Origin of the sequence: Sinorhizobium sp. B11 (assembly GCA_039725955.1) — a bacterium.
Classification (GTDB): domain Bacteria; phylum Pseudomonadota; class Alphaproteobacteria; order Rhizobiales; family Rhizobiaceae; genus Rhizobium.
This window is the reverse complement of sequence record CP091034.1, coordinates 2,927,873-2,953,825: the sequence shown is the minus strand read 5'-3', so window position 1 is coordinate 2,953,825 and position 25,953 is coordinate 2,927,873. Positions and strand designations below refer to the sequence as shown.

The window sequence follows — 25,953 nt, the reverse complement described above, 5'->3', positions numbered from 1 at the left end:
TAAATTTTCTGCCAGGCAGCAAAATCAGAGGTCGAGCACCCAGGTCTGGCCGTTCGCTTCCGGGCCGAACATGCGATGTCTCTCTTCGGAGACAAGCCGGAAGCCGGCCTTCTGATAGATGGCACGGGCGGTGTGGAGGAAGTCGTTGGTCCAGAGCGAAATCTGCCGGTACCCCTTCCGGCGGGAGAAGGCGATGCACTCGTCGACGAGTTGCCTGCCAAGGCCGAGACCGCGGGCGGCCCTGTCGACATAGAGCAGGCGGAGCTTGGCAATGCCATCGCCACCATTGGTGATCAGCACCGAGCCGAGATTGATGCCGCCGCGCTCGGCGATCCAGCAATATTCCATCTCGGGATCGAAACTGGCGAGGAACTTGCCGGCGACGTCGGCGACCAGCCCCTCGAAGCGCAGGTCCCAGCCATATTCCTCGGCATAGAAACGTCCCTGGCTCTGGACGATCCAGCCGATATCGCCGGCGCGATGCGGGCGGATGACGGGGGCTGCCGGTTTTGCCTGAGGATCGAGGATCGCGCGGATCGTTCGCATGGCGGCAATGGCGGCCTGCGGCTCGCCATCGGCGAGCGTATTGAAGCGGGCGGCGATCTGGGCGTTGGAGCGGCTGCCGAGCTCTTCGAACTGGGCGCGACCCCTGGCGGTGACAGTCAGAATCTGGCTGCGCTGATCGGCCGGATCGGGCGTTGCCTCAATGAAGTGTTCTTCGCGAAAGCGCTTGAGGATGCGGCTGAGATAGGCGGGATCGAGCTGCAGGTCGCGGGCGAGGGCGCCGGCATTGACGCCATCATGGGCGCCGATCTCGAAGAGCACACGCGCATCGGTCAGCGTGAAGGGGGTATCGAGATAGGCCTTGTTCAGAAGGCCGAGGAAGTTCGTGTAGAAGCGATTGAATTCGCGGGCGGACTCGATGAGGGCAATATCGGTCATGGCAGGGTCTCCTACAGCACCGGCCCGAAAATCCGTTTCGATTTTCGGTAAGCCTGATGCGCAGATTCAAAGAGATAGAACACCGTGCGTCAGAATGGACGCACGGCGTTCTATCGAAACCCTGCTGCTTTTATTTGACTGAGTCAACTAAATTGATGGCTCAGGCCGCGTCTTCTTCTTCGTTTGGGAGCTCTCCCTCGAACGCGAAATCGACAGCGGCGCGGGCGTGGATTGTCGTCGTGTCGAAGCCGGGCAGGGGCAGATGATCGGGATCGAGGATCAGGCAGATCTCGGTGCAGCCGAGGATGATGCCATCGGCGCCCTTGGCGTGGGCGCGTTCGATCACGGCCATCAGTTTTTCCCGCGAGCTGTCGAGCACCTTGCCGGCGCAGAGCTCGTTGAAGATGATGTCATGGACGGTGGTGCGGTCGGCGGCATCAGGCACGACGATGTCGAGGCCGAGGCTCTTCATGCGCTCGGTATAGAAGCCGTGCTCCATCGTGTATCGCGTGGCGAGTAGCAGCGGGCGCTTGCAGCCTGCTGCGTGAATCGTCTTGGCGGTCTCGTCGATGATGTGGATCAGCGGCACGGAGATATGTGTCGCAACCTCGGGCGCGATCAGATGCATGGTGTTGGTGCAGATCAGCACGCAATCGGCACCGGCAATCTGCAGACGCAACGCAACATCGCCGAGGCGCGAGGCAGCCTTGTCCCAGGCGCCGGCCTTCTGCAGGGCAACGATCTCTTCGAAATTCACCGAATGCATGGTCAGTTCGGCAGAGGCTAGGCCGCCCAGGCGCTCACGCACCATTTCGTTGATGAGACGATAGTAAACTGCCGAACTTTCGAAGCTCATGCCGCCGATGAGGCCGATTGTTTTCATGGATGCTCGCTCCCTGGAGTGTTTTCTGATGTCCTGATGATGCTGCAGATCGGGCGCGATGTGTTTGCGTTGTTTGTTCTTTTGCATCGTTCTGTGCTATACTTTTGCACCATTTTCGATTTCTCTGCAAAATTTCAGCGTGGACTTTTCATGATCGACGATCGCGACAGGCGGATTCTCGATATCCTGCAAGAGAATGCAGGCATCTCCGTGACCGAGCTTGCCGAACAGGTGGCGCTTTCGGTTTCCGCCTGTTCGCGGCGCATCCAGCGGCTGGAAGAGACCGGCCATATCGCGCGGCGCATCGTCGTGCTCGATCGGGAGAAGATGGGCGTGCCGACGACCGTCTTCGCGCTTGTGAAGACCGCACATCATTCCGACGAGTGGACCGAGAGTTTTCGGCGGGCGATCAGCGATATCCCCGAGATCGTCGAGGCGCACCGGCTGACCGGCAACTACGATTACATCCTCAAGATCGTGCTGCCTCGCGTCGAGCACTACGACGTCATCTACAAGCGCATCGTACGCCGCATCGAGCTTTTCGATGTCTCTGCCTCGATCTCCATGGAACTGATGAAGAGCGGCAACTCCATACCTGTCTCCTATGCCTGAAGTCGTGGGCAGGCATGCTGAAACGGCGGTTGAATCCTTCCTGCGAAAGGCGACATTTGCTGCAGCGAAATGACGAAAGGGTAGGGTCATGAGCGAACATCATGTCGTCGTTGTCGGCGGCGGCTTCGGCGGGCTGCAGCTCGTCAACGGGTTGAAGGGGGCGGGCGTGAAGATCACGCTGATCGATCGGCGCAACCATCATCTCTTTCAGCCGCTTCTCTATCAGGTGGCAACCACGATCCTGTCCACTTCCGAGATCGCCTGGCCGATCCGCCACCTCTATGCCGACCGGCCCGAGGTGACGACGCTGCTCGGCGAGGTCAATGGCGTCGATGCACAAGCAAAGACCGTTACGCTGCGCAGCGGCATGGTGCTGAACTACGACACGCTGGTGCTGGCGACCGGCGCCACGCATGCCTATTTCGGCCATGACGAATGGGAACCGGTCGCACCCGGCCTGAAGACGCTGGAAGATGCGACGACGATCCGCCGCCGTGTGCTGCTTGCCTTCGAGCGGGCGGAAGTGGAAAGCGATCCCGCGGTGCGCGATGCGCTCCTGACCTTTTCCATCGTCGGCGCAGGCCCGACTGGTGTCGAGCTTGCCGGCATTATTGCAGAGCTCGCGCATTTCACGCTGCCCAAGGAATTCCGCAATATCGATACGCGCAAGACCCGTGTCGTGCTGATCGAGGCAGGACCGCGCGTGCTGCCTGCCTTTGCCGAGGATCTCTCGGCCTATGCGCGGAAGGCGCTCGAAAAACTCGGTGTCGAGGTGCTGACGGGAACGCCGGTGACACAGTGCACTGCCGGTGGCGTAACCATGGGTGAGGCCTTCATTCCGAGCCGGACCATCGTGTGGGCGGCGGGCGTGCAAGCCTCGCATGCGGCGCTCTGGCTTGGCGTGCCGGCCGACCGGGCAGGGCGCACCATCGTCGAAAAGGATCTGACGGCACCGGGCCTGCGGGATGTCTTCGTGATCGGTGACACGGCCTCCGTAACCCAGGAGAATGGCAAGCCGGTGCCGGGTATTGCGCCGGCTGCCAAGCAGCAGGGCGGTTATGTCGCGAAGGTGATCCGGGCGCGCATGTCCGGCAAACCCGCGCCTGCGCCATTCAAATATTTCCATCAGGGGAGCCTGGCAACGATCGGCAAGAGTGCGGCGATCATCGATTTCGGCCCTTTCAAGCTCAAGGGCTGGCTTGCCTGGTGGATCTGGGGTCTTGCCCATATTTACTTCCTGATCGGCACCCGCTCGCGTTTCAGCGTCGCTTGGAACTGGTTCTGGATCTATATGAGCGGCCAGCACAGCGCTCGGCTGATCACCCAGCGCGAGACGATGCGCGACGACGGCTAGCAAAAGGCGCACCCGGTCGCGACAGCCGGCGCTGACGAAATATCGTCCACTCCGGCCGGATACGGATGTTCCCGAGCTATCCGGAAATTGCGCGGCTGTAGGGGCATGACTGTACGTGTCGCGAGGGCGGGAATTCTATCCCGCCCGTTCATACCGGCTTATTGCCAGCTGCCGTTGGGCAGGCGGCCGTGATAAGGCGTGTCGCGGCAATGTCCCCACGGGCCGAGCCAGTAGCCGGGAGGGCAGGGGTTGGCTTCGACCGGCGGATAGTACGGAGGGGGATAGTAGGGCGCTGCATAGCCCGGACGGGCCGCCAGACCAAAGGCGGCGCCTGTCGCAAGGCCCAAGCCATACCAGCCGGCATTGTTCCAGCCGCGCCAATGATCGATGAAGACGGCGGCAGGTCCGGAGGAGCCGGCAAGGCTCCCTTCCAGCACTGAAACGTCGAAAGTCAGAGTCGTGCCCTCAAGCTTGGGCGATTTCAGCGTGACGACAGCATCGGCAATGTTTGAGCCACCGCCGAGGACTGAGACGGTGGCATTGGGTGGATCCGCATCGAAATTGTCAGGTCCGGTCCCCCATTGCTTGACGAGTTCGTCCGTTGCCAGATGGCCGGCTGCCCGGACGGGCCGGTCTGCGAAGATGATGGCGTTTGAGGAGACGCCCGTCTGGGTCAGCTTGTCTCCTTCAAGCTTCGCGCCATCCGAATTGACGACGATCAGCGATGCGACCGGTCCCTGGCGACTGACCTGGCCGATAGTCTTCTCGAGCGGAACATGCGGCTTCGGGGCTGCGTCCTGAGCGAGAGCGCTGCCGCCGAGCAACGCTAGAGTAGCTGCAAGCAACAGTTCGATCGTTGATGTGCGTGTCATCGATACCTTCCTTTTGGGGATGCTGATTGCCACTGGTCGATGCGGTAGCCGCCTAGCCGCCACCATGCTCGGCGGCATAGGCGATGCCTGCCTGCACTTCGGCCATGGCCTGCTCGATGAGGCCGACGGCCCGCTCCTTGTGCCCGCCCTTGTTGGGAGTGGCGCGACGCAAGGCAGCGAGGGCGTTTTCGAGGGCACGCATCGCCGCGTCCATATTGCCCTGGTTAGCCATGGCAGGTGAGGCCGCGAGCGTTGCCGCCGGTCCGGCAGCCAAGGCGACGCCCATTCCGGCAAGGAGATTTCGGCGTGCGAGAATGAGTTCAGGCATGTCATTTCCTTTCGCTGCGGTTGGGTTGTCTATTCGGAGGCGGTCAGTGTTACCCGGAGCACGCCGGTTGCGATGTTGATGCCGGTTTCGCCGTCAACGGAAAGCGGCTGCAGAGAGAAAGACTGATCATTGCCGCCGACGAGCGCATTGGCCCCGACGCCGACGCCCACGGATGCGCCTGCGCCGACGCCGACATATTTGCCGGCAAGCGCGCCTTTCGGGACGCCGCGCATTGCGGATGCGACACCCCAGATCAGATGGCCCTGATCCACCTTGCCAAGCTCGATGCCATATTCATCGATGCTGCCGGTGTAGTTTTCGGGCTGTCCGCCATCGGGCTTGAACTGACAATTGAGTGACTGCTTGCGGCTCAATATCTCTCCGACGCCCTTCGAGACGTCGCAGGAGAGGATGCCGATCTTTGCAAGATCGGCATGGCCCGGCCCTGCAGTCGCGGCCAGTATGGCCATGACAAGCATTATTCCAGCGGTGCTTTTCGAGATATTCATGATGAAGTCCCCTTTTCCATCAAGTTGCGACAAGGCAGGACGCGCAGCTACTGTCAGGCAGGCTGGCCGTCGTAGGGAGTGCTGCGGCAATGTCCCCACAGGCAATGCGAGAAAGTAAAGGTACGACGGAGGTCTAGATCGTCGTTTTGAGCATCGATCTTCTAAAGTTGCAGATATGCGAAATCGACGGCCCGACGTATGTACGCAGCCGGATGCTACTACGGATACTTCAATTATATCCGCCCATTACTGACTACTTTATGAGGCATCGCGAACATACATTGGCTTTGATATGCCGAAATATGCCTGAGCGACATAATGAGTCGTAAATAGAACATTTATCCAAGCAGTTACTTATTGCGCGCGCTGGATAGACTTGGGGAGTTCGGTCTTTGGGAAGGGTTGGTTGTGATCTTCCCATCGCTGCAGCCTCAGCGAGAATGCGTGGGGGAACGGGGAGAATCTCGCGTTCGGGAGCGGATGATCGGGCATTCGCTCATGCCGCCGCACCCAGCTCCACGGGCAGAGCCTGTCGGGCAGTTGCTCTGACGATGCTGTCGCCATCAGTGCAGGATACGGACATGAAAAGGGCGGCTCGAGAGCCGCCCTTTTGTTTCATCAGGCTGCCAGCGAGGCGATGTCGATGACGAAGCGGTAGCGCACATCGCTCTTCAGCACGCGCTCATAGGCCTCGTTGACCTGCTGGATGTTGATCTTCTCGATTTCGGAGACGATGTTGTGCTCGCCGCAGAAGTCGAGCATTTCCTGGGTTTCCTTGATCGAGCCGATCATCGAGCCGGAAATGCTCTTGCGGCCGGGGACCAGCGAGAAGGCGTGGACCGGGATCGCATTTTCGGGAACGCCGACCACGACGAAGGCGCCGTCAACCTTGACGAGACCGAGATAGGCGTTCCAGTCGATCTCGGCGCTGACAGTGCAGATGACGAGGTCGAAGGCGCCGCGGAGCTTGGTGAAGGTCTCCGGATCGTTGGTGGCGTAATATTCCTTGGCGCCGAGCTTCAGGCCGTCTTCCTTCTTGGACAGCGTCTGGGAGAGCACGGTGATATCGGCACCCATGGCCGCACCGAGCTTGACGCCCATATGGCCGAGGCCGCCCATGCCGACGATCGCGACCTTCTTGCCGGGGCCGGCATTCCAGTGGCGCAGCGGCGAATAGAGCGTGATGCCGGCGCAGAGAAGCGGTGCGGATGCATCGAGCGGAAGGTTGTCCGGGATGGACATGACATAGCCTTCCTTGACGACGATCGAGTCAGAATAGCCGCCCTGGGTGCGGGTCTTGCCGTCGGCTTCGAACTCGTTGTAGGTGCCGACGAGGCCCGGCATGTACTGTTCGCGGTCGACGTCGCGGGTGGCGCAGCCGACGCAGGAATCGACGAAGCAGCCGACGCCGACGCGGTCGCCGACCTTGAACTTCGTCACTTTGGAACCGACAGCCCTGACGATGCCGGCAATCTCATGGCCCGGAACGATCGGGTAGACAGCGTTCTTCCATTCGTTGCGGACAGTGTGTATGTCCGAATGGCAGATGCCGGCAAACTTGATGTCGATGACGACATCATCCTCGTTAGGATCGCGGCGTTCGAAGGTAAAAGGGGTCAGCGGCTTGGAAGCGTCAGTCGCGGCGTAACCTCTGGCAATAGGCATGGGTGCCTTCCTTTCCGATTTGGGAGGGTGGGGTGAAAGGGGTGGCTGAACTATTGCGCGGAACCTTGCAGCAGCGTTAGAGCGATACTCTCAGCTTTTTGCACGATCCTGCAAAAGTGAGCTGGCCACCTGTTTGCGAAATGGAAAAGCAGTCTTAAATTGGGATCAGATCGCAGGCCTGAGACAGAAAGAGTTGCCGCATGACATTGCCCTTCAGCCCCTATCGGGAAATCGTCGATATCGCGATGCGGTTTGCGCCTGGTGACGGTGAGTTTCGTACATCGATCGGCAATCTTCACATCAGCCGCCGCTCCAATCCCAGCGATCCGCTGCACAGCAGCTACAAGCCCTGCTTTGCCTTTGTGCTGCAGGGCGCCAAGAGCCTGCGCCTTGGCGATGAGTTCATCAGTTACGGAACCGGGGACTATCTGCTGACCTCGCTCGATCTGCCGGTTGCCTGGCGCATCGCCGAGGCCAGCCCCGAGGTGCCGCATCTCTGTCTCGGGCTCGCAATCGATTCCGAAAAGCTGCTGGAGCTCTTGAGCCGCATCGACATTCCGCGTCCGGCCGCCCATACCGACGGGCAGCGCGGCATGACGGTCAACGTCGCGCCGCCGGAGCTTCTGGATGCTGCCGTGCGCCTGCTGCGCTTGCTCGATCGTCCAGGCGAAATTCCAGCCATGGCGCCGTTGATCGAGCAGGAAATCCTTTATCGCATCCTGACCGGCCCCGATGGCGAACGGCTGATCAATATCGCGACGGCCGACAGCCACAGCAACCGGATCGCGCGCGCCGTTGCCTGGCTGAAGGAGAATTTCGCCCGGCCGCTGCGTATCGAGGAGTTGGCCGAGCATGTCAGCATGAGCGCGTCGTCGTTTCACCACCACTTCAAGTCGGTGACGGCGATGACGCCGATGCAGTATCAGAAGCAGCTTCGCCTGCACGAGGCGCGCCGGCTGATGCTGGTGGAACGGCTCGATGCCGGCACTGCCGGCCACCGCGTCGGCTATCAGAGCCCGTCGCAGTTCAGCCGTGAATATAGCCGTCTCTATGGCGCGTCGCCGTCGCGCGATGTCGACGGCGCGCGCGAGATCATGGCAGCAGCCGAGTAAGCCTCAGCCCGGAAATTTCAGCGCCTTGTCGTTGCGGCACTTGGCAAGTGGCAGCTGGCGGAAGGAGAGGATCTGCGTGATGCGTTCCTCGCCGTCGGTCTCCACACTCATGCAGGCGCAGGCATAGCCGTAATTGCCGTTGGTCTTGACATAATCATGCTCGGAGATGTCGGGGATGAGGTCCATGCCCTCGGGCTCATCGTTGCCGCCCTGCGTCATGATCGTCCAGGTGTTTTGCGCATCGTCCAGCCACCAGTTGCCGGGCGTCGGGTTCTGGATCCAGCCGCAGCGCGTCTCGGCGGCAAGGGTCGGAAGGGCAAGCGCAAGCGACAGGGCAACGGTGAGGGCTGTTATTTTCATGAGCGATTCTCCTTGGCTTTCAGGTTCAGCTATTTGCCTGCCTTCGAACAGCCGAATTCCGCTGTTTCATATGACATGAAAAATCTCCTGATGGCTCTTGACGAGGGCCTGCCATCTGGCGCATAAACGCCACGAACCGTACCGTACGGTACGTAAATTGGGAGTTGAAACCGTGTCAGTCGATGTCGCAGAGCCGAGCGAGTTTTCGCCACGCCAGAACGCTGTTCTGGAGCAGGCGCTGCAGCTTCTCGTCGATGGCGGGGAGAAAGCGCTGACGACCTCGGGTGTGGCGCGCGCCGCCAACTGCTCCAAGGAAAGCCTCTATAAATGGTTCGGCGACCGTGACGGTCTTCTGTCTGCAATGATCGCCTATCAGGCGAGCAAGGTGCGCACGTTCGAGCGCAGCGGCGAGCGGCTGACCTATACGAGCCTGCACGACCATCTCGTGATCTTCGCCCGCGACCTGCTCGAGGTTCTGGCCGGCGACGTGTCGCTGGCGCTCAACCGGCTGGCGATCGGCCATGCCAGTGCACATGATTCGCATCGCGACGGCTCCAAGCTCGGCAAGCTCTTGCTCGAACGCGGCCGCCGGCAGATCGACCGCCGCGCCATGGCACTGATCGATGCCGGCAAGAGGGCAGGGCTGCTGCGCTTCCATGATGCCGACGAAGCCTATCATACGTTATACGGCCTCATCGTTTCCGACCTGCATGTGCGCATGCTGCTCGGCGAGCCGGGCCTCAAGGATACCGCGCGTCAGGCGGAGAAGGCGGTCACCGCTTTCCTGCGCCTTTACGGCACGGAGAAAGTTCTGGCGGAGATGCCGATCCTCGGCTGAACCGCTTTCTGACAGTCAATAGGACAAGCAAAAGGGAAGGAATTTCAATGCGCGTCTATTACGATCGTGATGCCGATCTCAACCTCATCAAGTCGAAGAAGGTCGCCGTCATCGGCTACGGTTCGCAGGGTCGCGCCCATGCGCTGAACCTCAAGGATTCCGGCGCCCAGAACGTCGCTATCGCGCTCAAGGCCGGTTCGCCGACCGTCAAGAAGGCCGAAGCCGACGGCTTCAAGGTCATGACGGTGGCCGAAGCTGCCGCCTGGGCCGACCTGATGATGATGGCGACCCCGGACGAGTTGCAGGCCGATATCTACAAGGCCGAGATTGCTCCGAACATCCGTGACGGCGCAGCGATTGCCTTCGCCCACGGCCTCAACGTTCACTTCGGCCTCATCGAGCCGAAGGCTTCGGTCGACGTCGTCATGATCGCCCCGAAGGGCCCGGGCCATACGGTTCGCGGCGAATACCAGAAGGGCGGCGGCGTTCCCTGCCTCGTTGCCGTTCACCAGAACGCTTCCGGCAATGCGCTTGAACTCGCTCTCTCCTACGCCTGCGGCGTCGGCGGCGGCCGTTCGGGCATCATCGAAACCAACTTCCGTGAAGAGTGCGAAACCGACCTCTTCGGCGAACAGGTCGTTCTCTGCGGCGGTCTCGTCGAACTCATCCGCGCTGGTTTCGAAACGCTGACCGAAGCCGGCTACGCTCCGGAAATGGCCTATTTCGAATGCCTGCACGAAGTGAAGCTGATCGTCGACCTGATCTATGAAGGCGGCATCGCCAACATGAACTACTCGATCTCCAACACGGCCGAGTGGGGCGAATATGTCTCCGGTCCGCGCATCATCACCGCCGAGACGAAGGCCGAGATGAAGCGCGTCCTGACCGATATCCAGACCGGCAAGTTCACGTCGGATTGGATGCAGGAATACCGTGCCGGCGGCGCACGCTTCAAGGGCATCCGCCGTCTGAACGACAGCCACCAGATCGAGGAAGTCGGCACCAAGCTGCGCGCCATGATGCCCTGGATCGGCAAGAACAAGCTGGTCGACAAGTCGGTCAACTAAGCGGTTCTGAGATTGAGATTATGAGAGGCCGGGGCGAAAGCTCCGGCCTTTTCATTTGCGGGTGGCAAGATGCAGCCAGCGGGTCGGTTTACCGTCATAGCCGCTGCCATCGACCTCGATGATCGAGACATCCCTCCAGCCGCCCGCGTCGAGCAATGCCTGCAGCCATTCCATCGAAGGATAGTTGTAATAGCGCCCGAAGCTGTCATGGCCTTCGGTGGTACCGGCCTTGAAGCTCGCATGAAAGACGCCGTCCTGCTTCAGGGCGCTACGGATGAGAGTGAGGATGCCGGGCAGATCTGCGCGAGGTACGTGCAGGAGGCTCGCTTCGGCCCAGACGCCATTGAATTCCTCATGTGCGGACAGTTCCTCGAAACGCATGATTTTGACGGGCCTGCCGATCAGCTTCTCGGCCTGGCGAGCAAGCTCAGCCGAACCATCCGTTGGCGTGACGTCGAAGCCTTTGGACAGCATATGGGCGCAATCCTGCCCGCCACCGCAGCCGAGTTCGAGGATGCGAGCCTTCTCGGGCAGGGCGGCAAGGAATGCATCGAGCCTTGCGGTCGGCGGCTTGCGATCGCGGGCGGCGTAAGTTTCGGCGTTGTCGTCGTAGAAGGAAGTGGTCATGGATGCTTCCCGATATAGACCACGCGGTCCAGATCCTTGAAATGAGCGTCCAGTGTAAGGACATCGGCATCGTGCAATTCGGCCGTGGCGTAAATGATCGCATCGGCAAGCGCGAGCTTGCGCTTGGCCGACACTTCGGCGGCGCGGCGGCCGAGGGCCGTATCAAGGGGCGCGATGACGCAGGTGGCGGTATATAGGCGAAAAAGGAATCGACGGCGTCCTCACCGCGTTCGCGCTCCAGCCATTTGGCGAGCTCGAGCTGGACGATCGTGGGGACAATGCATTCTGTTCGCGCGGGCATTTCACCCTGCAGGCGATCCGCTGCAGGGCCCTGGGTCAGCCATTCGATCCAGGCCGAGCTATCGACGACGCGCATCAGAAACGGTCTTTCCTGTCGCGATAGTTGGCGGGGTCGGCGCCTTTGGCGATGCCTTTGAGATCGGCGAGTTCAGGGACGGGGATGAGCAGAACGCCTTTGCCCTTCGGGATGAACACGAATTCCTGGCCCGCGGACCAGTGCTGCTGCTCGCGCACTTCCTTTGGAATGGAGATCTGGAACTTTGCAGAGAGAGTTGCTGTTGCCATTCTTACCTTTGGGTAAGAACATGGTTCGCTGCCGTCAATGGTGGGTGGTTTTCCGCAATAAAAAAACCGGGCGACAAGCCCGGTTTCGAAGTTCTGTTTTACGTGAGAATCGCGATCGGGAACGCGGCAGCATTCCCGATATCCAGGATTGAGATCAGAGAACGCGGCGGGTCCAGCCGCGCTCGTCGTTGGTGACGCCCTTCTGCAGGCCGACGAGCTGCTGGCGCAGTTCTGATGTCAGCTTGCCGGTCTGGCCGTCGCCGACCTTGAACTCGCCGTCGGCATGACGGACCAGGCCGATGCCCGCGAGCACGGCTGCCGTGCCGCAAGCGAAGGCTTCGACGAGCTTGCCGCTCGCCGCATCGGCCTTCCATTCCTCGAAGGAATAGGGGCGTTCCTCGACGCGCAGGCCCTTTTCCTTGGCGAGCACGATGACCGAGGCGCGGGTGATGCCGGGAAGGATGGTGCCGCCGAGCGGCGGGGTGACGATCGAGCCGTCATTCATCGCGAAGAAGACGTTCATGCCGCCGAGCTCTTCGACCCAGCGATGTTCTGCCGCGTCGAGGAAGACGACCTGGTCGCAATCCTTCTTGGCCGCTTCAGCCTGGGCGACGAGGCTGGCTGCATAGTTGCCGCCGCATTTTGCAGCACCGGTGCCGCCGGCGGCTGCGCGGGTATAGGCGGTCTCGACCCAGAGGGAGACGGCCTTGGCGCCGCCCTTGAAATAGGCGCCGACCGGGGAGGCGATGATGCAGAAGATATATTCCTGGGCCGGGCGAACGCCGAGGAAAGCCTCATTGGCGAACATGAAGGGGCGCAGGTAGAGGCTGGCGTCACCGGAGGGTATCCAGTTCTTGTCGACACGAACAAGTTCTTCGACCGCCTTCAGGAAAAGTTCTTCCGGCACGGCGGGCATCGCCATGCGGGCGGCCGACTGCGCGAAACGGCGGGCGTTTCTCTTCGGGCCGGAAGAGCAGGATGCGGCCATCGTCCGCCTTGTAGGCCTTCATGCCTTCGAAGATTTCCTGGGCGTAGTGCAGGACGGCGCTTGCAGGATCGAGCTCCAGCGGGCGGCGCGCCGTCACCTTCGCATCGTGCCAGCCCTTGTCGGCGGTCCAGCGTGCCAGGACCATATGATCCGTGAAGATCTTGCCAAAGCCGGGTGTTTCCAGTGCCTTGATGCGGTCGGCGTCGGAGACGGGAGACTTGTGGAATTCGATTGTGATTTCATGAGAGGTCGACGTCGCGGTCATGCTGGCACCTTGATAGTCCATTGAATAATGGCCGGCACACTACTGCCGCCGGGCCGGTTTTGGAAAGGTCTGAATGAGCCGATTTTGCTCGTGATCGGACGAATAATTCAGCGATGTGGCGAATGTTGAGCCAATGACGCAGACCATCGGTTTGGCTGCGTGAAATCCTGGAGATCGGCGCCAAGGCGTCGGACTGCCGGATCACCGACTTGTCACAGTGACAAGAAAATAGGTCAGTATTGTTGACATAAATTGCGCGGCATGGTGATCTGCGAACAACATAAAAAAAGATGAGGAAACCCCATGCTGAACTGGGATTCAATGTTTGCGACGCGCTCGTCACGGATGCGCGCTTCGGAAATCCGCGAGCTTCTGAAACTTCTCGACCGGCCGGATATCATCTCCTTTGCCGGCGGCATTCCGGACCCGGCACTGTTTCCGGATCAGGAATTCAAGAAGGCCTATGCGGATATTTTCGACAGTGCGGCGGTGAACTCGGCGCTGCAATATTCGGTATCGGAAGGCTACAAGCCGCTGCGCGAATGGCTTGTCACGCAGATGGCCGACTTAGGCATTCCCTGCGAACTCGAGAATGTCTTCATCGTCTCAGGCTCGCAGCAGGGCCTCGATTATCTCGGCAAGCTGTTTCTCTCGCCCAACGACACGGCGCTCGTCACCTGGCCGACCTATCTCGGCGCGCTGCAGGCCTTCAATGCCTATGAGCCCGCCTACGACCAGCTGACACCAGGCGGTAATCGCACGCCGGGTTCCTATCGCGATGCGGCTGCCCAGAAGGGTGGCAAGGTGAAGTTCGCCTATCTCTCGGCCGAATTCTCCAACCCGACCGGCGAAACCGTCGATCGCGAGGGTCGCGAGAAAGTTCTCGATCTTGCCGAAGAGCTCGACATCGCCGTCATCGAAGATGCCGCCTATCAGTCGCTGCGGTATGACGGCGATCCGATCCCACCTATCCTGGCGCTGGAAATTGCGCGGAAGGGACATATCAACGATACGCGCACGATCTATTGCGGCAGCTTCTCCAAGACGCTGGCGCCGGGCCTTCGCGTCGGTTTCATCGTTGCCAATGCGCCCGTCATCCGCAAGCTGGTGCTGATGAAGCAAGCGGCGGACCTGCATTCGTCGACCATCAACCAGATGGCAATTTCGGAAGTTGCCGAGCGTGGTTTCGACGCGCAGGTCGCCAAGATCAGGGCCGCCTACAGCCAGCGGCGGAATTGCATGCTGGCGGCGCTTGAAAAATACATGCCATCAGGCACAAGCTGGACGAAGCCGGAAGGCGGCATGTTCATCTGGGTCACCCTGCCAGAGGGCATGGACGGCGCGAAGCTTCTCGCCAAATCGCTCGAAAGCGCCAAGGTCGCCTTCGTTCCCGGCCGGGCTTTCTTTGCCGACGGTTCGGGCGCCAACACGTTTCGTGTCAGCTTCTCCTGCGCCAACGAGAGGATGATCGAGGAGGGCATTAGCCGTCTCGGCCAGCTGATCGCCAGCGAGGTCGGCTGATATGTCGAGATGCATGGGCGGCGATCAGAAGATCGTCGTCCAGCCTTCGTTGGCGGTTTCGCTCTTGCCGTAGCCGACACGGTCGGCGACCGCTCCATCGGCATTGACGAGCATGATGTCGCCGCCCTTGTTGGCAAGCTGCGGGCCGCCATTTTCCGGGTCGAGCGTCACGGTACGGAATTCGCCCGATGCGAGAGAGCCCGAGAGTTTTTGGCGGCGGCCTTCGCCATCTTCCAGCGACCAGCCCTCGATCGACATGGCGACATCCGACCGGTTGATGATCGTCACCGTCTCGTCCTCGGTGCCGTCAGGGTGGTTCACCGGGTTGATCATGGCGGCGATGATGCGCAGCGACGAGGCGACGATCGGTTGCGGGCGGCGGGTGCCTTCGCCGCGGCCCTGACCGCCCCTGTTGTCGCCGACCGGATGGCCGGTATTGGCGTCCGTATTCCAGTTCTGCGACTGGAAGCCGAGGAAGATCGCCGCCCAGTGATCCTCATCGGAAAAATGGATCAGCAGCGCGCCGTCCTGATTGGGGGCGTTGGTGGCGCGGAAGCTGCCGCTGTCACCCTGGTTCATGTGGATGTCGTGGATGCCGTTGCCGGGCTCGAAGCCGAAATATTCGTCCGGCTTGTTGTTCTCAGGGCCCCAGGCTTCACCGAAGGCGTAGAAATGGATGGACTTGTCGGCGATGCCTTCCTGTACGATGGGTTCGATGAAATCGCGCAGGTCGTTCTTCGGTCCGTCGAGCTGAAAAGGCGCGACATCCATGTCCTCGCGCTCGATGATGCCGCCGCGCACATAGTCGATCGCCAGATCCTGCCGGTCGCCCCTGATATCCGTGAGGCCCATCGGCAAGGCGGCGAGCTCTGCCGTCAGCTCCGTGTGCTGGAAGTCCATGACATTCGCATAGAGCAGATCGTGCGGCGATTCCTTCGAGCGCACGTTCATGGCGATGCGATAGCTGATGTCGCCGGCCTCGAGGCGGATTTCGATGTGGGGATCGTTGTCGTCGTCAAGGGCGAGCGCCGAAGCCGTACCCTTCAGCACCTTGTAATTCCGGAGCATGATGAACCTCGTGGTGGGGGCGAGGTTCACGATAGCATGGCGGAATTGCATCTTTTGTGACGCCGGTTACCCGCCATGCAACGTTTTGGAGAGTTTACTTCTTCACATGCGGGGCGAAGAGTTCCATGTCGGCTTCGCTCAGCCGCTCATTGGCCGTGTTGAGCTGGTGCCAATAGGGATAGATGACCGGCGGCACGCTGACATCGTCGAGACGCTTGCGCTCGTCGGCAGACAGTTTCAGCTCGGCGGCGGCGAGATTGTCCTTGAACTGGGCTTCGGTGCGGCCGCCGATAATGACCGAGGTGACCGCCTTGCGGCCGATCAGCCAGGCGAGCGCCACCTGGGCTGCGGAAACGCCGCGTTCCTGGCCGATCGCGACAAGCGTCTCGACAATGTTCCAGAGGCGGTTTTCGTCGCGGATCGGCGGTTCGGTCCAGCCGGCGAACTGGCGGGTGCCTTCGGGAGCGGCGGCATTGCGGCGGTGCTTGCCGGAGAGAAGGCCGCCGGCGAGCGGGCTCCAGACGAGCACGCCGAGGCCCTGGTCGATCGAGACCGGCAGCAGTTCATATTCCGCGTCACGGGCTTCCAGCGTGTAGTGGATCTGCTGGCTGACGAAGCGCTGGTACTTGTTTTCATTGGCAACGCCGAGCGCCTTCATGATGTGCCAGCCGGAATAGTTCGAGCAGCCGACATAGCGCACCTTGCCCTGCTTGATCAGCGTGTCGAGCGCTTCCATCGTCTCTTCGAGCGGCGTCTGACCGTCCCATTCGTGGACCTGGTAGAGATCGATGACATCGGTCTTCATGCGCTGCAGGCTTGCCTCGCATTCGCGGATCAGATGATAGCGCGACAGGCCGCGATCGTTCGGGCCGTCGCCCATGCCGAAGCGGGCCTTGGTGGCGAGCAGCACGCCATCGGGACGCTTGCCGCCGAACACTTCACCGATGATGCGCTCGGATTCGCCGTTGGAATAGACATTGGCCGTATCGATCAGGTTGACGCCGGCATCGAGGCAGATATCGACCATGCGGCGGGCTTCCTGCACGCCGAGATCACCAACGGTCTTGGCCCAGCCGACGCCGCCGAAGGTCATCGTGCCCATGGTCACGGTGGAAACTTTAAGGCCGGAACGGCCGAGCAAACGATATTCCATTGAAATTCCTCCTCTTGAAAATGGCCTGATTGACGTACCGCAACGGACTGCCGAGGCAAGCGCGATGCTGTTCACGCCTGCGTGAATTTACGCCTTTGCCGACGCCTGTGCGAGCGTATTAGACAACGGGTTTCTATGCGAGCGCGAGGCATGTTGCCCGCAACCAGCGCTATTTCCTCGTCCTCACAGCGATGATCATATCCGCTGCAACGAGCGGTTCGCTGTGCTCCATCCGGCGCGACAATTCGCGGATGAAACCCGGTCTTTCATTTTTGCTGACGGCGTCGAGCAGGGCCTGACGTGCGGAACTGCAGGAGTTGGCAGCGATCAAGCCCAATTCCAATGGCGAGCCGTTCTGCGGTGCATAGGCAACTGCGCGCGACCACATGCAGTCCCTGTAGGCTAAAGCCTCAGGATAATCCTTCAAATCTTTGGACGTTTTACCGTCTGTCGTCTGACATGCGGTGAGACTCGCACAGGCAAGCAGGGTTACAATTCGGATCTTCATGCAGACTCCAGGCTGTTGAAAATGGCTTGGTTTTATAGAGATCTATATCGTGCAATCTTAAGTTTAGATTATTTTGCGGCGCTATCGACAAAGACAGCAAGTCTCTCATCGAAAATTGTGTGAGGATATCGGCTTCGTCGGCTGGAGCCGAGTTGCAGTCTCCTGTCACACCGCTGTAAAACACCCCCAATAAGGAGGGGCATCATCATTCGAGGATTCCTTCCATGAAAACTCTAGTTTCCGCCGCAGCACTTCTTGCCGCGAGCCTTCTCGCTATCCCGGCATCCGCTGCCAACCTCGTTCTCTACACCAGTCAGCCGAACGAAGACGCGCAGGCGACCGTCGATGGCTTCATGGCCGCCAATCCCGATATCAAGGTCGATTGGGTGCGCGATGGCACGCCGAAGATCATGGCGAAGCTGCAGGCTGAAATTCAAGCCGGCAATCCGGTTGCAGACGTCCTGCTGATCGCCGATGTCGTGACGCTGGAGCGCCTGAAGGAAGACGGCAAGCTGCTTGCCTACAAGTCGCCCGAAGCCGCCAATTACGATGCCGCGCTCTATGATGCCGACGGCTATTACTATTCCACCAAGCTGATCACGACGGGCATCATGTACAACACCTCGGCCGCCATGAAGCCGACGAGCTGGAAAGACCTTGCCAAGCCCGAAGCCAAGGGCCTCGTGACCATGCCGAGCCCGCTTGCCTCGGGTGCCGCTCTCATCCACGCCCAGACGCTCGCTGCCGTTCCGGGTCTCGGCTGGGACTTCTACAAGTCGCTCGCCGACAATGCAGCTGTCGCTTCCGGCGGCAACGGCGTGGTGCTGAAGTCCGTCGCTTCGGGCGAAAAGGCTTACGGCATGGTCGTCGATTATCTGCCGATCCGCGAAAAGGCCAAGGGCGCTCCGGTCGAGTTCGTCTTCCCGAGCGAAGGCGTTTCGGCCGTCACCGAGCCGGTCGGTATTCTCGCCAGCGCCAAGAATGCCGATGCCGCCAAGAAGTTCGTCGATTACGTTCTCTCGGAAAAGGGCCAGGAAGGTTTCCTCAAGCTCGGCTATATCCCGGCTCGCAACGGCATGAAGCTGCCTGACGGCTTCCCGGCACGCGATACGATCAAGGTTCTGCCCATCAATGCCGCCGAGGCTCTCAAGAATACCGACAAGGATCTGAAGACCTTTACGGATCTGTTCGGTTCGAAATAATAGACCCATGCAGGGCTATATACGTGCAGGAAGCAGCCAGCCCGTCTGGCTGTTTCCTTTTATTGTTTCGGTGGTTCTCTTCCTCAGCGTGCTGCCCTTGGCGCGGCTCGCGATCGTCGGCATTTCCGCCTTTGCCAATGGCGGCGTCATGGTGGTCCTTTCGGACCCGATGGTCTGGTCGGCGGTCTATTACACCATCGTCACGGCGGTCCTCGGCACGGTCATCTCGCTCGTTATTGGCTGCGCCTTCGCCTATCTCTTGACGCTCACCGATATCCCGGCCAAGGGGTCGCTCAGCTTCTTCTTCGTGCTGCCGATGATGATCCCGCCGCAGGTGACGGCGCTCGCCTGGGTGCAGATGTCGGGGCCGTCGAGCCCGCTTCTGAAGGCACTGCATATCGCGCCGCCGCTGGGGTCTCCGCAGCCGCTCTATTCTATCGGCGGCATTGCGCTGCTCTACGGCGTGCAGCATGCGCCGCTCATCTATCTGGCGCTGAGGGCAGGGCTGATGACCCTGCCGCGCGACGGGGTGGAGGCGGCGCGGCTGTCAGGCGCGTCGAGCCTCAGGGTCTTCCGCGATATCATCCTGCCGCTGTCGCTGCCGGGCGTGATTGCCGGGGCTGCGATCTCCTTCGTCTCCTGCACCGGCAATTTCGGCATCCCGGCCATTCTCGGCATCCCGGCCTCGATCTTCACGCTGCCGACGCTGATCTTCTCGAAATTCACTGCCTTTACCGGCCGCACCTTCGGCGATGTGGCGCTGCTGTCGGCCATTATCGCGCTGATCTCGGTTGCGGGCCTGGCGATCCAGGACCGGGCGCTGCGCGGGCGCGATTATCGTGTCATCGGGCTTTCAGGTGCGACGGCCACCTTCGAGCTTGGCGGGTGGAAGCTCCTCTTCACGCCGCTGCTCTGGGTCGTGTTGTTCTTCATGCTGGCCGCTCCCTTCTTCGCGCTGGTCGCGGGGGCTCTGGTGCCCGCCTATGGCGTGCCGCTCACCTTCAAGACGATGACCTTTCATGCATTCGAAGAGATTCTCTTCCGGCAGGCGGTAACGCGTACCGCCTTCGTCAACTCGCTCTCGCTCGCAAGCGGGGCGGCGGTCGGGCTGCTCTTCGTCACGGTGCTGGCGGCCTATGCACTGACGCGGCGCAGGGACGGGCTGTCGCGCATCGTCTCCAGCCTCGTGGAAATACCCTATTCGCTGCCGGGCATCGTCATGGCCGTGTGTTTCATCCTTGTTTTTGCCGCGCCGATTCCGGTGCTGAACGTGACACTTTACGGCACGGTCTGGATCATTCTCATCGCCTATTTCTCTTCCTTCTTTGCCGTCAGCCTGAAGCCTGTCGTCAGTGCCTTTCATCAGCTCGATCCGGCGCTCGAAGAGGCGGCACGGCTTTCCGGTGCCGGCTTCTTCCGACGGCTGAAGGATATTATCGTGCCGCTGATCGCGCCGGCGGCCGGCGCATCCGTCATCCTCGTTTTCCTGATTGCCTGCAACGAGCTGACGATCTCGGCGCTGCTCTGGTCGGCGGGCACGCAGACGCTCGGCGTCGCGATCTACAATCTCGATGACAGCGGCAGTTCCGATCTTGCCTCGGCTCTCTCCGTGCTCGTCGTCTTCATGGTCGTTGCCATGATGCTGCTTCTGGAGCTTCTGGCGAAACATCTGCCCAAGGGAGTGGTGCCGTGGCGAAGCTGATCCTCAATCAGGTGGCCAAGGATTTCGGAACGGGCAGGGCGGCGGTCAGCGGCTTTTCGCTCGATGTGCGCGAGGGCGGCTTTCTCGCGCTGCTCGGCCCCTCCGGCTGCGGCAAGACCACGGTGCTGCGCATGATCGCCGGTTTCGAGACGCCGAGCGACGGATCGATCTATCTCGGCGAACGGCTGCTGGCCGATGCCTCGCAATCGCTGCCGCCGGAAAAGCGCAACATGGCGATGGTGTTCCAGTCCTACGCGCTCTGGCCGCATATGAGTGTGGCCGACAATGTGGGCTATCCGCTGAAGGTGCGCGGCATCTCCGGCGAGTCCTACAAGGCCAGGGTGCGGGAAGCGCTGTCGACCGTGCGTCTTGTCGATTATGCCGAGCGGCGTCCGGCCGATCTCTCGGGTGGCCAGCGGCAACGCGTGGCGCTTGCCCGCTGCCTGGTGACTTCGCCCGATGTCGTGCTGCTTGACGAGCCGCTCGCCAATCTCGACCGGCATCTGAAGCAGGAGATGGAAGAGACGTTCCGTGAGTTCCACCAGCGCTCGGGCGCCACGATGATCTATGTGACGCATGACCAGAGCGAGGCGATGGCACTGGCCACCGACATCGCCGTCATGTCCGAAGGACGGCTGCTGCAGGTGGCACCGCCGGCGGAGATCTATGCGCGGCCGGAAGGACGCATGGTCGGCGGGCTGATCGGCCGGGGCGCGATTATCACGCTGCCGGTCATGGGCGGCGAACGTCAGCTCGAGTGGGACGAGCTCGAGGGGGCGCTGCATGCGGCCAATATCGATGGCGCGGATATTCTGGTGCGGCCGGAAGATGTCGTCATCGGCGGCGAGGGGGCTCCGGCAACCATCGAATCCGTGCTTTTCGAAGGCGAGCGTTATGCCGTGAAGCTCACGCTCGGCAACGGCCAGGCGCTGCGCGCCTACAGCCGCGTGGCGGTCGTGCCTGACGAAGCTGTGCACGTCGTCATCCGCGCCGGCTGGCGGCTCTGAAGACGAATGGCTTTGCGAAGCGCGCTTTCGGGTCTAGGTGTCTTCATGCAATTCCGGGCGTAAAACCGCTGCACATTTTTTCTGGAATTGCTTTAGTTGTATCCGTGATTCCAACCGGGAATGCCCGATGTCGCTTCGCCTTGCCACTTTCAATGTCGAAAACCTGATGACGCGCTTCGATTTCACAGGTTATCGCAACCAGCTCCGGCAGGACCGCGTCATCAAACTTTTCGAGGTCAACAACGAAGGCGTCTACCAGCAGCTGGAGCAGGCGCGGGTGATCGCATCCACCGACGACACCAGGCAGATGACGGCGCTCGCCATTGCCGATGCGGATGCCGATATTCTCTGCCTGCAGGAAATCGACAACATGGCGGCACTTCAGGCCTTCGAATATGGCTATCTCTACCGCATGGTCGGCAATGGCTACCGGCAGAAATACCTGGTCGAGGGCAATGACAGCCGCGGCATCGATGTAGCAGTGCTGATGCGCGAGGAAACGCGCGACGGGCAGAAGATCGAGCTCAGGGACATCAAGAGCCACGCGATGGCTACCTATCGTGATTTCGATCTCTTCGACGAGGAGATCGGCAAGACCAACCGGCTCGACGACAAGATCTTCAAGCGCGACTGCCTGGAACTGGATTTGAGGATCGGCGGTGTGCCGATTACGCTCTATGTCGTGCATTTCAAGTCGATGGGCAATCCGCGCGACGGGCTGGACGGGCGGCAATCGACCCTGCCGATCCGCCGGGCGGAGGCGCGCGCCGTTCGCCGTATCATCGAGGACAGATTCGGCGCAGGCCATACGGCGAAAAAGAACTTCGTCATCTGCGGCGACATGAACGACTATCAGGAGCGGGTTGATGTCATCGGCCGGCGCGGGACAGGGTACCGGTTCGAGCATCGGGACGAGGCCGAGAGCGCGCTTGATGTCTTCAGCCAGGATGGATTTGCCGAAAATGTCGTGCGCCGCCGCGAGCCGCTCGACCGCTGGACACTCTATCATTCGCGCGGGCCGGAGGAGCAGTGGCTCTGCCAGCTCGATTATCTCTGGCTGTCGCCGGCACTTGCTGCCGCCAATGCGAAGCGCATCCCCGAAATCATTCGCCACGGACAGCCCTACCGCACCATCTTCCCGCCGGGGCAGGAGGTGGAGCGCTACCCGCGCGCCGGGTGGGACAGGCCGAAGGCGTCCGACCATTGCCCCGTCGTCATGACACTGGACCTCATATGACACCAATTTTTTCAGAAGACCTTTCAGCCTTTCCGCCGGAACAGACGGTTTTTCTGATCGCCGGCACCAATCTGCGTGTGCTCGACGGCGATCATCCGCTGCTTATTGCCAACAGGTCGGCGATCCGCGAGAACTGGGAGCGGGAAATTGCCGCCAATCCGGCGCTCTTCGATGGCCGCATGGTGCTGCAGCACCGGCTGAAGCTCTCCGAAGAAGGAATTTCGAGCGAGGCTCATACCGTTCCTTTCTCGACCTTCATGTGGTGGCGCAGGCAGCCGGATCGGAAGGGGGCCATCCATCTCTTCGCCTATCCCGTGCTGGAATCATCCGACGGCGCGCTGGTCGCGATTCGCATGGGGGCGCATACGGCCAATCCCGGCCAGGTCTATTTTGCAGCCGGTTCGCTGGAGCCCGAAGATATCGTCGACGGGCGCTGTGATATCGACAGCAACATGGCCCGCGAGGTGATGGAGGAGACGGGTCTCGATCTCTCGGATGCGGTTGCGGGCGAGGGGCTCTATGCCGGTCACGTCAGACGCTCGGTCTCGATTTTCAAGCTGTTTCGCTTCGACATGACGGCCGACGAGATGGTCGATTTCATTGGCAGGCATATGCTGGTCGCCGATGACAAGGAAATATCCGGCGCTGTCGCAATTCGTTCCGCCGATCCGGCAGCGCAGCCTTACAACGTCGCCATGCTTCCAATCATCGACTGGTATTTCAACAGGTAATCTTGCACTCAGGCGTGCGGTCGGGCAGGTTGGCGCTTCGATGACCATCCAGGGAGGCCGATGTGGCGTTAAGCTACAGCGTCTATGACGTGTTCACCGACACCAAGCTTGCCGGCAATCCGCTGGCCGTGATCTTTGATGGAGGGGGACTCGGGGACGAGGCGATGCAGGCTATCGCCCGCGAAACCAATCTCTCCGAGACGGTGTTCGTGCAGCCTGCGGACAATCCCGCCTATACGGCGCGCATCCGCATCTTCACGCCCGGCCGCGAACTGCCCTTTGCCGGCCATCCCACCGTTGGCACGGCGATCGCGCTGGCGGAGCGGGCACACGGGGCCGCCGCCCTCGACCTCGTTTCGGTGCTCGAAGAAAATGTCGGCCCGGTGCGCTGTGCCGTCAGGCTCAGGGACGGCGAGGCGAGCTTTGCCGAATTCGACCTGCCGCGCAAATCCCAGCAGATACCGCTGCCGCTCGACAGGCTCGGCATTGCTGACGCGCTGTCCTTGAAGACCACCGAGATCGGCTTCGAGAATCACGTGCCGTCGATCTGGAGCGCCGGCGTTCCCTTCCTGATGGTGCCGGTCCACGACGTCGGCGCAGCGGAGCGGCTGGAGTTCGATCCGCAGCTTTGGGAAAAGACCGTGCCCTTCGTCGATGGCGCTCTCGCCTCGGCCTATATTTATTGCCGCGGCGGCGTGAACCATGTCGCCAAGTTCCATGCCCGCATGTTTGCAAGCGGCATGGGTATTTCAGAGGACCCGGCCACCGGTTCGGCAGCGGCCGCTCTCTCCGGCGCGATCAACCATTTCGACCGGCTGACGGACGGGCATCATCCGATCCTCATCGAGCAGGGCGTGGAGATGGGCCGCCCCTCCTTCATCCACCTGCATATGGATATCGAAGGCGGGACGATTTCGAACGCCCGGATCGGCGGTCAGGCAGTGCGGATTGCAACCGGCACTCTCGACCTTTGATTTCATTGGATTTCCGGCCCCTGACAAAAAAACTTTGCAATTAACCAAAGAATTTTCGACAGGGCGCTAGACAAGCCGGACGATCCTATTTATATGCCCCGTCACACCGCGCAGCCAAGCACGGTACGGGTGATTAGCTCAGTTGGTAGAGCAGCTGACTCTTAATCAGCGGGTCGTAGGTTCGAGCCCTACATCACCCACCAAATTCTCCTTCAAAGAGAACAGAGTAGAGAAGCACAGCCTTTTATTTCAAAGGCTTGCTGGCTTTTTCTGTTTTTTTGATTCCGCCGCCTCCGCTGGCGGGAATCGGCAGCTTCCGTTTTCCAGACATTCTGCTCTTGCCCGACGACGCCCCCGGTATTTAACTCGCTGGAGCGAGGTCGCCGCTGCGGTATCCAGCCTCGCAGGCCTATCTCCGGGAGGAATGCCAATGAGCGATGACAAGCAGAGCAATGTCGGCGAACATCGGCCGGATCAGAAGGTGCTCGAAGTGCTCGGTGCCTATCACCAGCGGATCGACGAGGAGCGCGGCACGCTGCGCCAGGAGGCGCCGGGCGGACGCGACGGCGGGCAGGATCAGCGGATGCGGGCGGTGGGGCCGGAGACGGGGCGGTTTCTCAATATTCTCGTCAGAAGCCTGACGGCGCCGACCATTCTCGAACTCGGCACCTCCTTCGGCTATTCCGGCATCTGGCTTGCCGAGGCCGCGCGGGCGACCGGCGGTCGGCTGATCACCATGGAAGTGCATGGCTACAAATCCGCCTACGCGCAGACGATGGCCGAGAAGGCCGGGCTCGCCGAACATATCGATTTCCGGGTGGGCGATGCGGTCGCGATGATCCGCGAATTACGGGGCAAAGTGGATTTCGTGCTCGTCGATCTCTGGAAGGATCTCTACCTGCCGTGCCTCGAAGCCTTCTATCCGAAGCTCAATGCGGGCGCGACCATCGTTGCCGACAACATGATTTATCCGGTGACTGAAGATGTGAAGATCTATGCCCGGGCCATCAGGACCAAGCCGGGGATCACCAGCGTGCTGCTGCCGGTCGGATCGGGGCTGGAGGTCAGCCGCTATGAGCCCTGAGTCTCAGGCGGATTTTCACCAGAGGCCGGGAAACAGCCGGTACTTCACCTTGCGGCAATAATCTTCATAACCGGGCAGATCCCGGCGCAGATGCTTTTCTTCGTCCAGGAGCCGCAGGATCAGGCCGATAAAGATCAATGGCACGATAACGAGCCCCCACAGGGAGGAGAGGGCCAACGGAATGCCGGATGCGAGCGGCAGGACGGCGGCATACATCGGGTGGCGCACGAGGGCGTAAGGGCCGGTGGAGATGACCTTCTGGTCCTCCGATACCTGGATCGTGGCGGAGGCAAAGGTATTTTCCCTGAGGACGAACACGACGAACAGGAAGCCTGCCGAGATCAGCAGATTGCCGAGGATAACTGCCCAAGCCGGAACGCTCGACCAGCCGAAGCGGTAGTCGAGCGCTGAAACCACGATGAGGGCGATCATCACGACGCTGGTGAAGAGCTGGATGCGCTTCTGCACCGGTTCCGTCTCGGCGGCAGGGCCTGCGCGCATGCGCTTTTCCAGGAGTGCCGGGTCCCGATAATAGAAATAGGCCGATGAGCCGGCTGACCAGGCGGCGAAATTGAAGAAGAAAAGCCAGCCCTGCCAATAGGCGAGCGTGCCTGCCGCCAGGAAGACCATGACGGCGAGGGCGACGAGAAACTTGGCATTGGCTTCGGCGGCCCTGCGGCCGAGATCAGGTGCTGCATCCTGCATGACGCCTCCTTGCGCTTATGCCGCGCAATTCACTTTGTGGCTCTGCCTTTAGAA

General features: G+C 60.9%; 26 protein-coding genes, 1 tRNA gene and 2 pseudogenes. 14 read left to right on the top strand and 15 right to left on the bottom strand.

Going from position 1 to position 25,953, the window contains the following annotated elements; translation table 11 throughout:
- Positions 1–24 precede the first annotated feature (24 nt).
- Positions 25–942: a bifunctional helix-turn-helix transcriptional regulator/GNAT family N-acetyltransferase gene (locus LVY75_24735; protein ID XAZ22007.1), complete on the bottom strand. Its 918-nt coding sequence runs from the start codon at positions 940–942 to the stop codon at positions 25–27.
- A 160-nt stretch (positions 943–1,102) separates the two neighbouring features.
- Positions 1,103–1,825, bottom strand: a complete 723-nt coding sequence (locus LVY75_24730) for an aspartate/glutamate racemase family protein (GenBank protein XAZ22006.1) — start codon at positions 1,823–1,825, stop codon at positions 1,103–1,105.
- Between the two features lie 150 nt (positions 1,826–1,975).
- On the opposite strand from LVY75_24730, the gene LVY75_24725 reads away from it, so the two are divergent.
- Both LVY75_24725 and LVY75_24720 read left to right on the top strand, forming a co-directional pair.
- A complete protein-coding gene (locus LVY75_24725) occupies positions 1,976–2,437 on the top strand; it encodes an Lrp/AsnC family transcriptional regulator (protein ID XAZ22005.1) in 462 nt (153 codons plus the stop codon).
- Positions 2,438–2,525: 88 nt separating this feature from the next.
- Entirely contained in the window at positions 2,526–3,791 is a 1,266-nt protein-coding gene (locus LVY75_24720; protein ID XAZ22004.1) for an NAD(P)/FAD-dependent oxidoreductase, read from the top strand.
- Positions 3,792–3,949: 158 nt separating this feature from the next.
- Here the strand turns inward: LVY75_24720 and LVY75_24715 are convergent, their stop codons facing one another.
- From LVY75_24715 to LVY75_24700, 4 genes are all read right to left on the bottom strand, one after another.
- Positions 3,950–4,663, bottom strand: coding sequence for a hypothetical protein (locus tag LVY75_24715; GenBank protein ID XAZ22003.1), 714 nt, complete (start codon positions 4,661–4,663; stop codon positions 3,950–3,952).
- A gap of 52 nt (positions 4,664–4,715) precedes the next feature.
- Positions 4,716–4,991 carry a hypothetical protein gene (locus LVY75_24710; GenBank protein ID XAZ22002.1) on the bottom strand — a complete coding sequence of 92 codons (276 nt, stop codon included), beginning with the start codon at positions 4,989–4,991 and terminating at the stop codon, positions 4,716–4,718.
- Between the two features lie 29 nt (positions 4,992–5,020).
- Positions 5,021–5,500, bottom strand: a complete 480-nt coding sequence (locus LVY75_24705) for a DUF992 domain-containing protein (GenBank protein ID XAZ22001.1) — start codon at positions 5,498–5,500, stop codon at positions 5,021–5,023.
- 618 nt (positions 5,501–6,118) lie between these two features.
- Positions 6,119–7,165, bottom strand: coding sequence for an NAD(P)-dependent alcohol dehydrogenase (locus tag LVY75_24700; protein XAZ22000.1), 1,047 nt, complete (start codon positions 7,163–7,165; stop codon positions 6,119–6,121).
- A gap of 200 nt (positions 7,166–7,365) precedes the next feature.
- Between LVY75_24700 and LVY75_24695 the strand changes: the two genes are divergently transcribed.
- Entirely contained in the window at positions 7,366–8,277 is a 912-nt protein-coding gene (locus tag LVY75_24695) for an AraC family transcriptional regulator (GenBank protein ID XAZ21999.1), read from the top strand.
- A gap of 3 nt (positions 8,278–8,280) precedes the next feature.
- On the opposite strand, the gene LVY75_24690 is transcribed toward LVY75_24695, so the two are convergent.
- Positions 8,281–8,637, bottom strand: a complete 357-nt coding sequence (locus tag LVY75_24690) for a DUF4087 domain-containing protein (GenBank protein XAZ21998.1) — start codon at positions 8,635–8,637, stop codon at positions 8,281–8,283.
- Between the two features lie 157 nt (positions 8,638–8,794).
- Here LVY75_24690 and LVY75_24685 point away from each other — a divergent pair, with 157 nt between their 5' ends.
- Complete coding sequence (locus LVY75_24685; GenBank protein XAZ21997.1) at positions 8,795–9,475, top strand: TetR/AcrR family transcriptional regulator C-terminal domain-containing protein; 681 nt, start codon at positions 8,795–8,797, stop codon at positions 9,473–9,475.
- A 47-nt stretch (positions 9,476–9,522) separates the two neighbouring features.
- On the top strand, positions 9,523–10,542 hold the full coding sequence (gene ilvC, locus LVY75_24680; protein ID XAZ21996.1) for a ketol-acid reductoisomerase: 1,020 nt from the start codon (positions 9,523–9,525) through the stop codon (positions 10,540–10,542).
- Between the two features lie 51 nt (positions 10,543–10,593).
- Here the strand turns inward: ilvC and LVY75_24675 are convergent, their stop codons facing one another.
- The 4 genes and pseudogenes from LVY75_24675 to LVY75_24660 form a co-directional block, all read right to left on the bottom strand.
- Positions 10,594–11,169: a class I SAM-dependent methyltransferase gene (locus LVY75_24675; protein XAZ21995.1), complete on the bottom strand. Its 576-nt coding sequence runs from the start codon at positions 11,167–11,169 to the stop codon at positions 10,594–10,596.
- A pseudogene (locus tag LVY75_24670) lies at positions 11,166–11,545 on the bottom strand (type II toxin-antitoxin system VapC family toxin). Before LVY75_24670 ends, LVY75_24675 begins: the two are co-directional and overlap by 4 nt.
- Positions 11,545–11,754 (bottom strand): AbrB/MazE/SpoVT family DNA-binding domain-containing protein, encoded by a 210-nt coding sequence (locus LVY75_24665; protein ID XAZ21994.1) that lies wholly within the window; start codon positions 11,752–11,754, stop codon positions 11,545–11,547. The pseudogene LVY75_24670 and the gene LVY75_24665 overlap by 1 nt, the downstream one beginning before the upstream one ends.
- Positions 11,755–11,908: 154 nt before the next feature.
- Positions 11,909–13,007, bottom strand: a pseudogene (locus LVY75_24660) (branched-chain amino acid aminotransferase).
- A 303-nt stretch (positions 13,008–13,310) separates the two neighbouring features.
- Between LVY75_24660 and LVY75_24655 the strand changes: the two are divergent.
- The gene (locus LVY75_24655) at positions 13,311–14,528 is read left to right on the top strand and encodes a PLP-dependent aminotransferase family protein (GenBank protein ID XAZ21993.1); all 1,218 of its coding nucleotides are present in this window, start codon (positions 13,311–13,313) and stop codon (positions 14,526–14,528) included.
- 24 nt (positions 14,529–14,552) lie between these two features.
- Here the strand turns inward: LVY75_24655 and LVY75_24650 are convergent, their stop codons facing one another.
- The 3 genes from LVY75_24650 to LVY75_24640 form a co-directional block, all read right to left on the bottom strand.
- The gene (locus tag LVY75_24650) at positions 14,553–15,596 is read right to left on the bottom strand and encodes a DUF2278 family protein (GenBank protein ID XAZ21992.1); all 1,044 of its coding nucleotides are present in this window, start codon (positions 15,594–15,596) and stop codon (positions 14,553–14,555) included.
- 94 nt (positions 15,597–15,690) lie between these two features.
- A complete protein-coding gene (locus LVY75_24645) occupies positions 15,691–16,749 on the bottom strand; it encodes an aldo/keto reductase (protein XAZ21991.1) in 1,059 nt (352 codons plus the stop codon).
- Between the two features lie 169 nt (positions 16,750–16,918).
- Positions 16,919–17,257 carry a hypothetical protein gene (locus LVY75_24640; GenBank protein ID XAZ21990.1) on the bottom strand — a complete coding sequence of 113 codons (339 nt, stop codon included), beginning with the start codon at positions 17,255–17,257 and terminating at the stop codon, positions 16,919–16,921.
- 224 nt (positions 17,258–17,481) lie between these two features.
- Between LVY75_24640 and LVY75_24635 the strand changes: the two genes are divergently transcribed.
- From LVY75_24635 to LVY75_24600, 8 genes are all read left to right on the top strand, one after another.
- Positions 17,482–18,459, top strand: a complete 978-nt coding sequence (locus LVY75_24635) for an ABC transporter substrate-binding protein (protein XAZ21989.1) — start codon at positions 17,482–17,484, stop codon at positions 18,457–18,459.
- A gap of 7 nt (positions 18,460–18,466) precedes the next feature.
- Complete coding sequence (locus tag LVY75_24630) at positions 18,467–20,161, top strand: iron ABC transporter permease (GenBank protein ID XAZ21988.1); 1,695 nt, start codon at positions 18,467–18,469, stop codon at positions 20,159–20,161.
- On the top strand, positions 20,149–21,168 hold the full coding sequence (locus LVY75_24625; protein XAZ21987.1) for an ABC transporter ATP-binding protein: 1,020 nt from the start codon (positions 20,149–20,151) through the stop codon (positions 21,166–21,168). Before LVY75_24630 ends, LVY75_24625 begins: the two co-directional genes overlap by 13 nt.
- Before the next feature lie 127 nt (positions 21,169–21,295).
- Positions 21,296–22,405 (top strand): endonuclease/exonuclease/phosphatase family protein, encoded by a 1,110-nt coding sequence (locus LVY75_24620; protein XAZ21986.1) that lies wholly within the window; start codon positions 21,296–21,298, stop codon positions 22,403–22,405.
- Positions 22,402–23,136 carry an NUDIX hydrolase gene (locus tag LVY75_24615; GenBank protein XAZ21985.1) on the top strand — a complete coding sequence of 245 codons (735 nt, stop codon included), beginning with the start codon at positions 22,402–22,404 and terminating at the stop codon, positions 23,134–23,136. Before LVY75_24620 ends, LVY75_24615 begins: the two co-directional genes overlap by 4 nt.
- Before the next feature lie 62 nt (positions 23,137–23,198).
- Positions 23,199–24,110 carry a PhzF family phenazine biosynthesis protein gene (locus LVY75_24610; protein ID XAZ21984.1) on the top strand — a complete coding sequence of 304 codons (912 nt, stop codon included), beginning with the start codon at positions 23,199–23,201 and terminating at the stop codon, positions 24,108–24,110.
- A 127-nt stretch (positions 24,111–24,237) separates the two neighbouring features.
- A tRNA-Lys gene (locus LVY75_24605) sits at positions 24,238–24,313 on the top strand.
- Positions 24,314–24,540: 227 nt separating this feature from the next.
- Complete coding sequence (locus tag LVY75_24600) at positions 24,541–25,194, top strand: DUF1442 domain-containing protein (GenBank protein XAZ21983.1); 654 nt, start codon at positions 24,541–24,543, stop codon at positions 25,192–25,194.
- A 15-nt stretch (positions 25,195–25,209) separates the two neighbouring features.
- Here the strand turns inward: LVY75_24600 and LVY75_24595 are convergent, their stop codons facing one another.
- Positions 25,210–25,899: an isoprenylcysteine carboxylmethyltransferase family protein gene (locus LVY75_24595; protein XAZ21982.1), complete on the bottom strand. Its 690-nt coding sequence runs from the start codon at positions 25,897–25,899 to the stop codon at positions 25,210–25,212.
- Positions 25,900–25,953 lie beyond the last annotated feature (54 nt).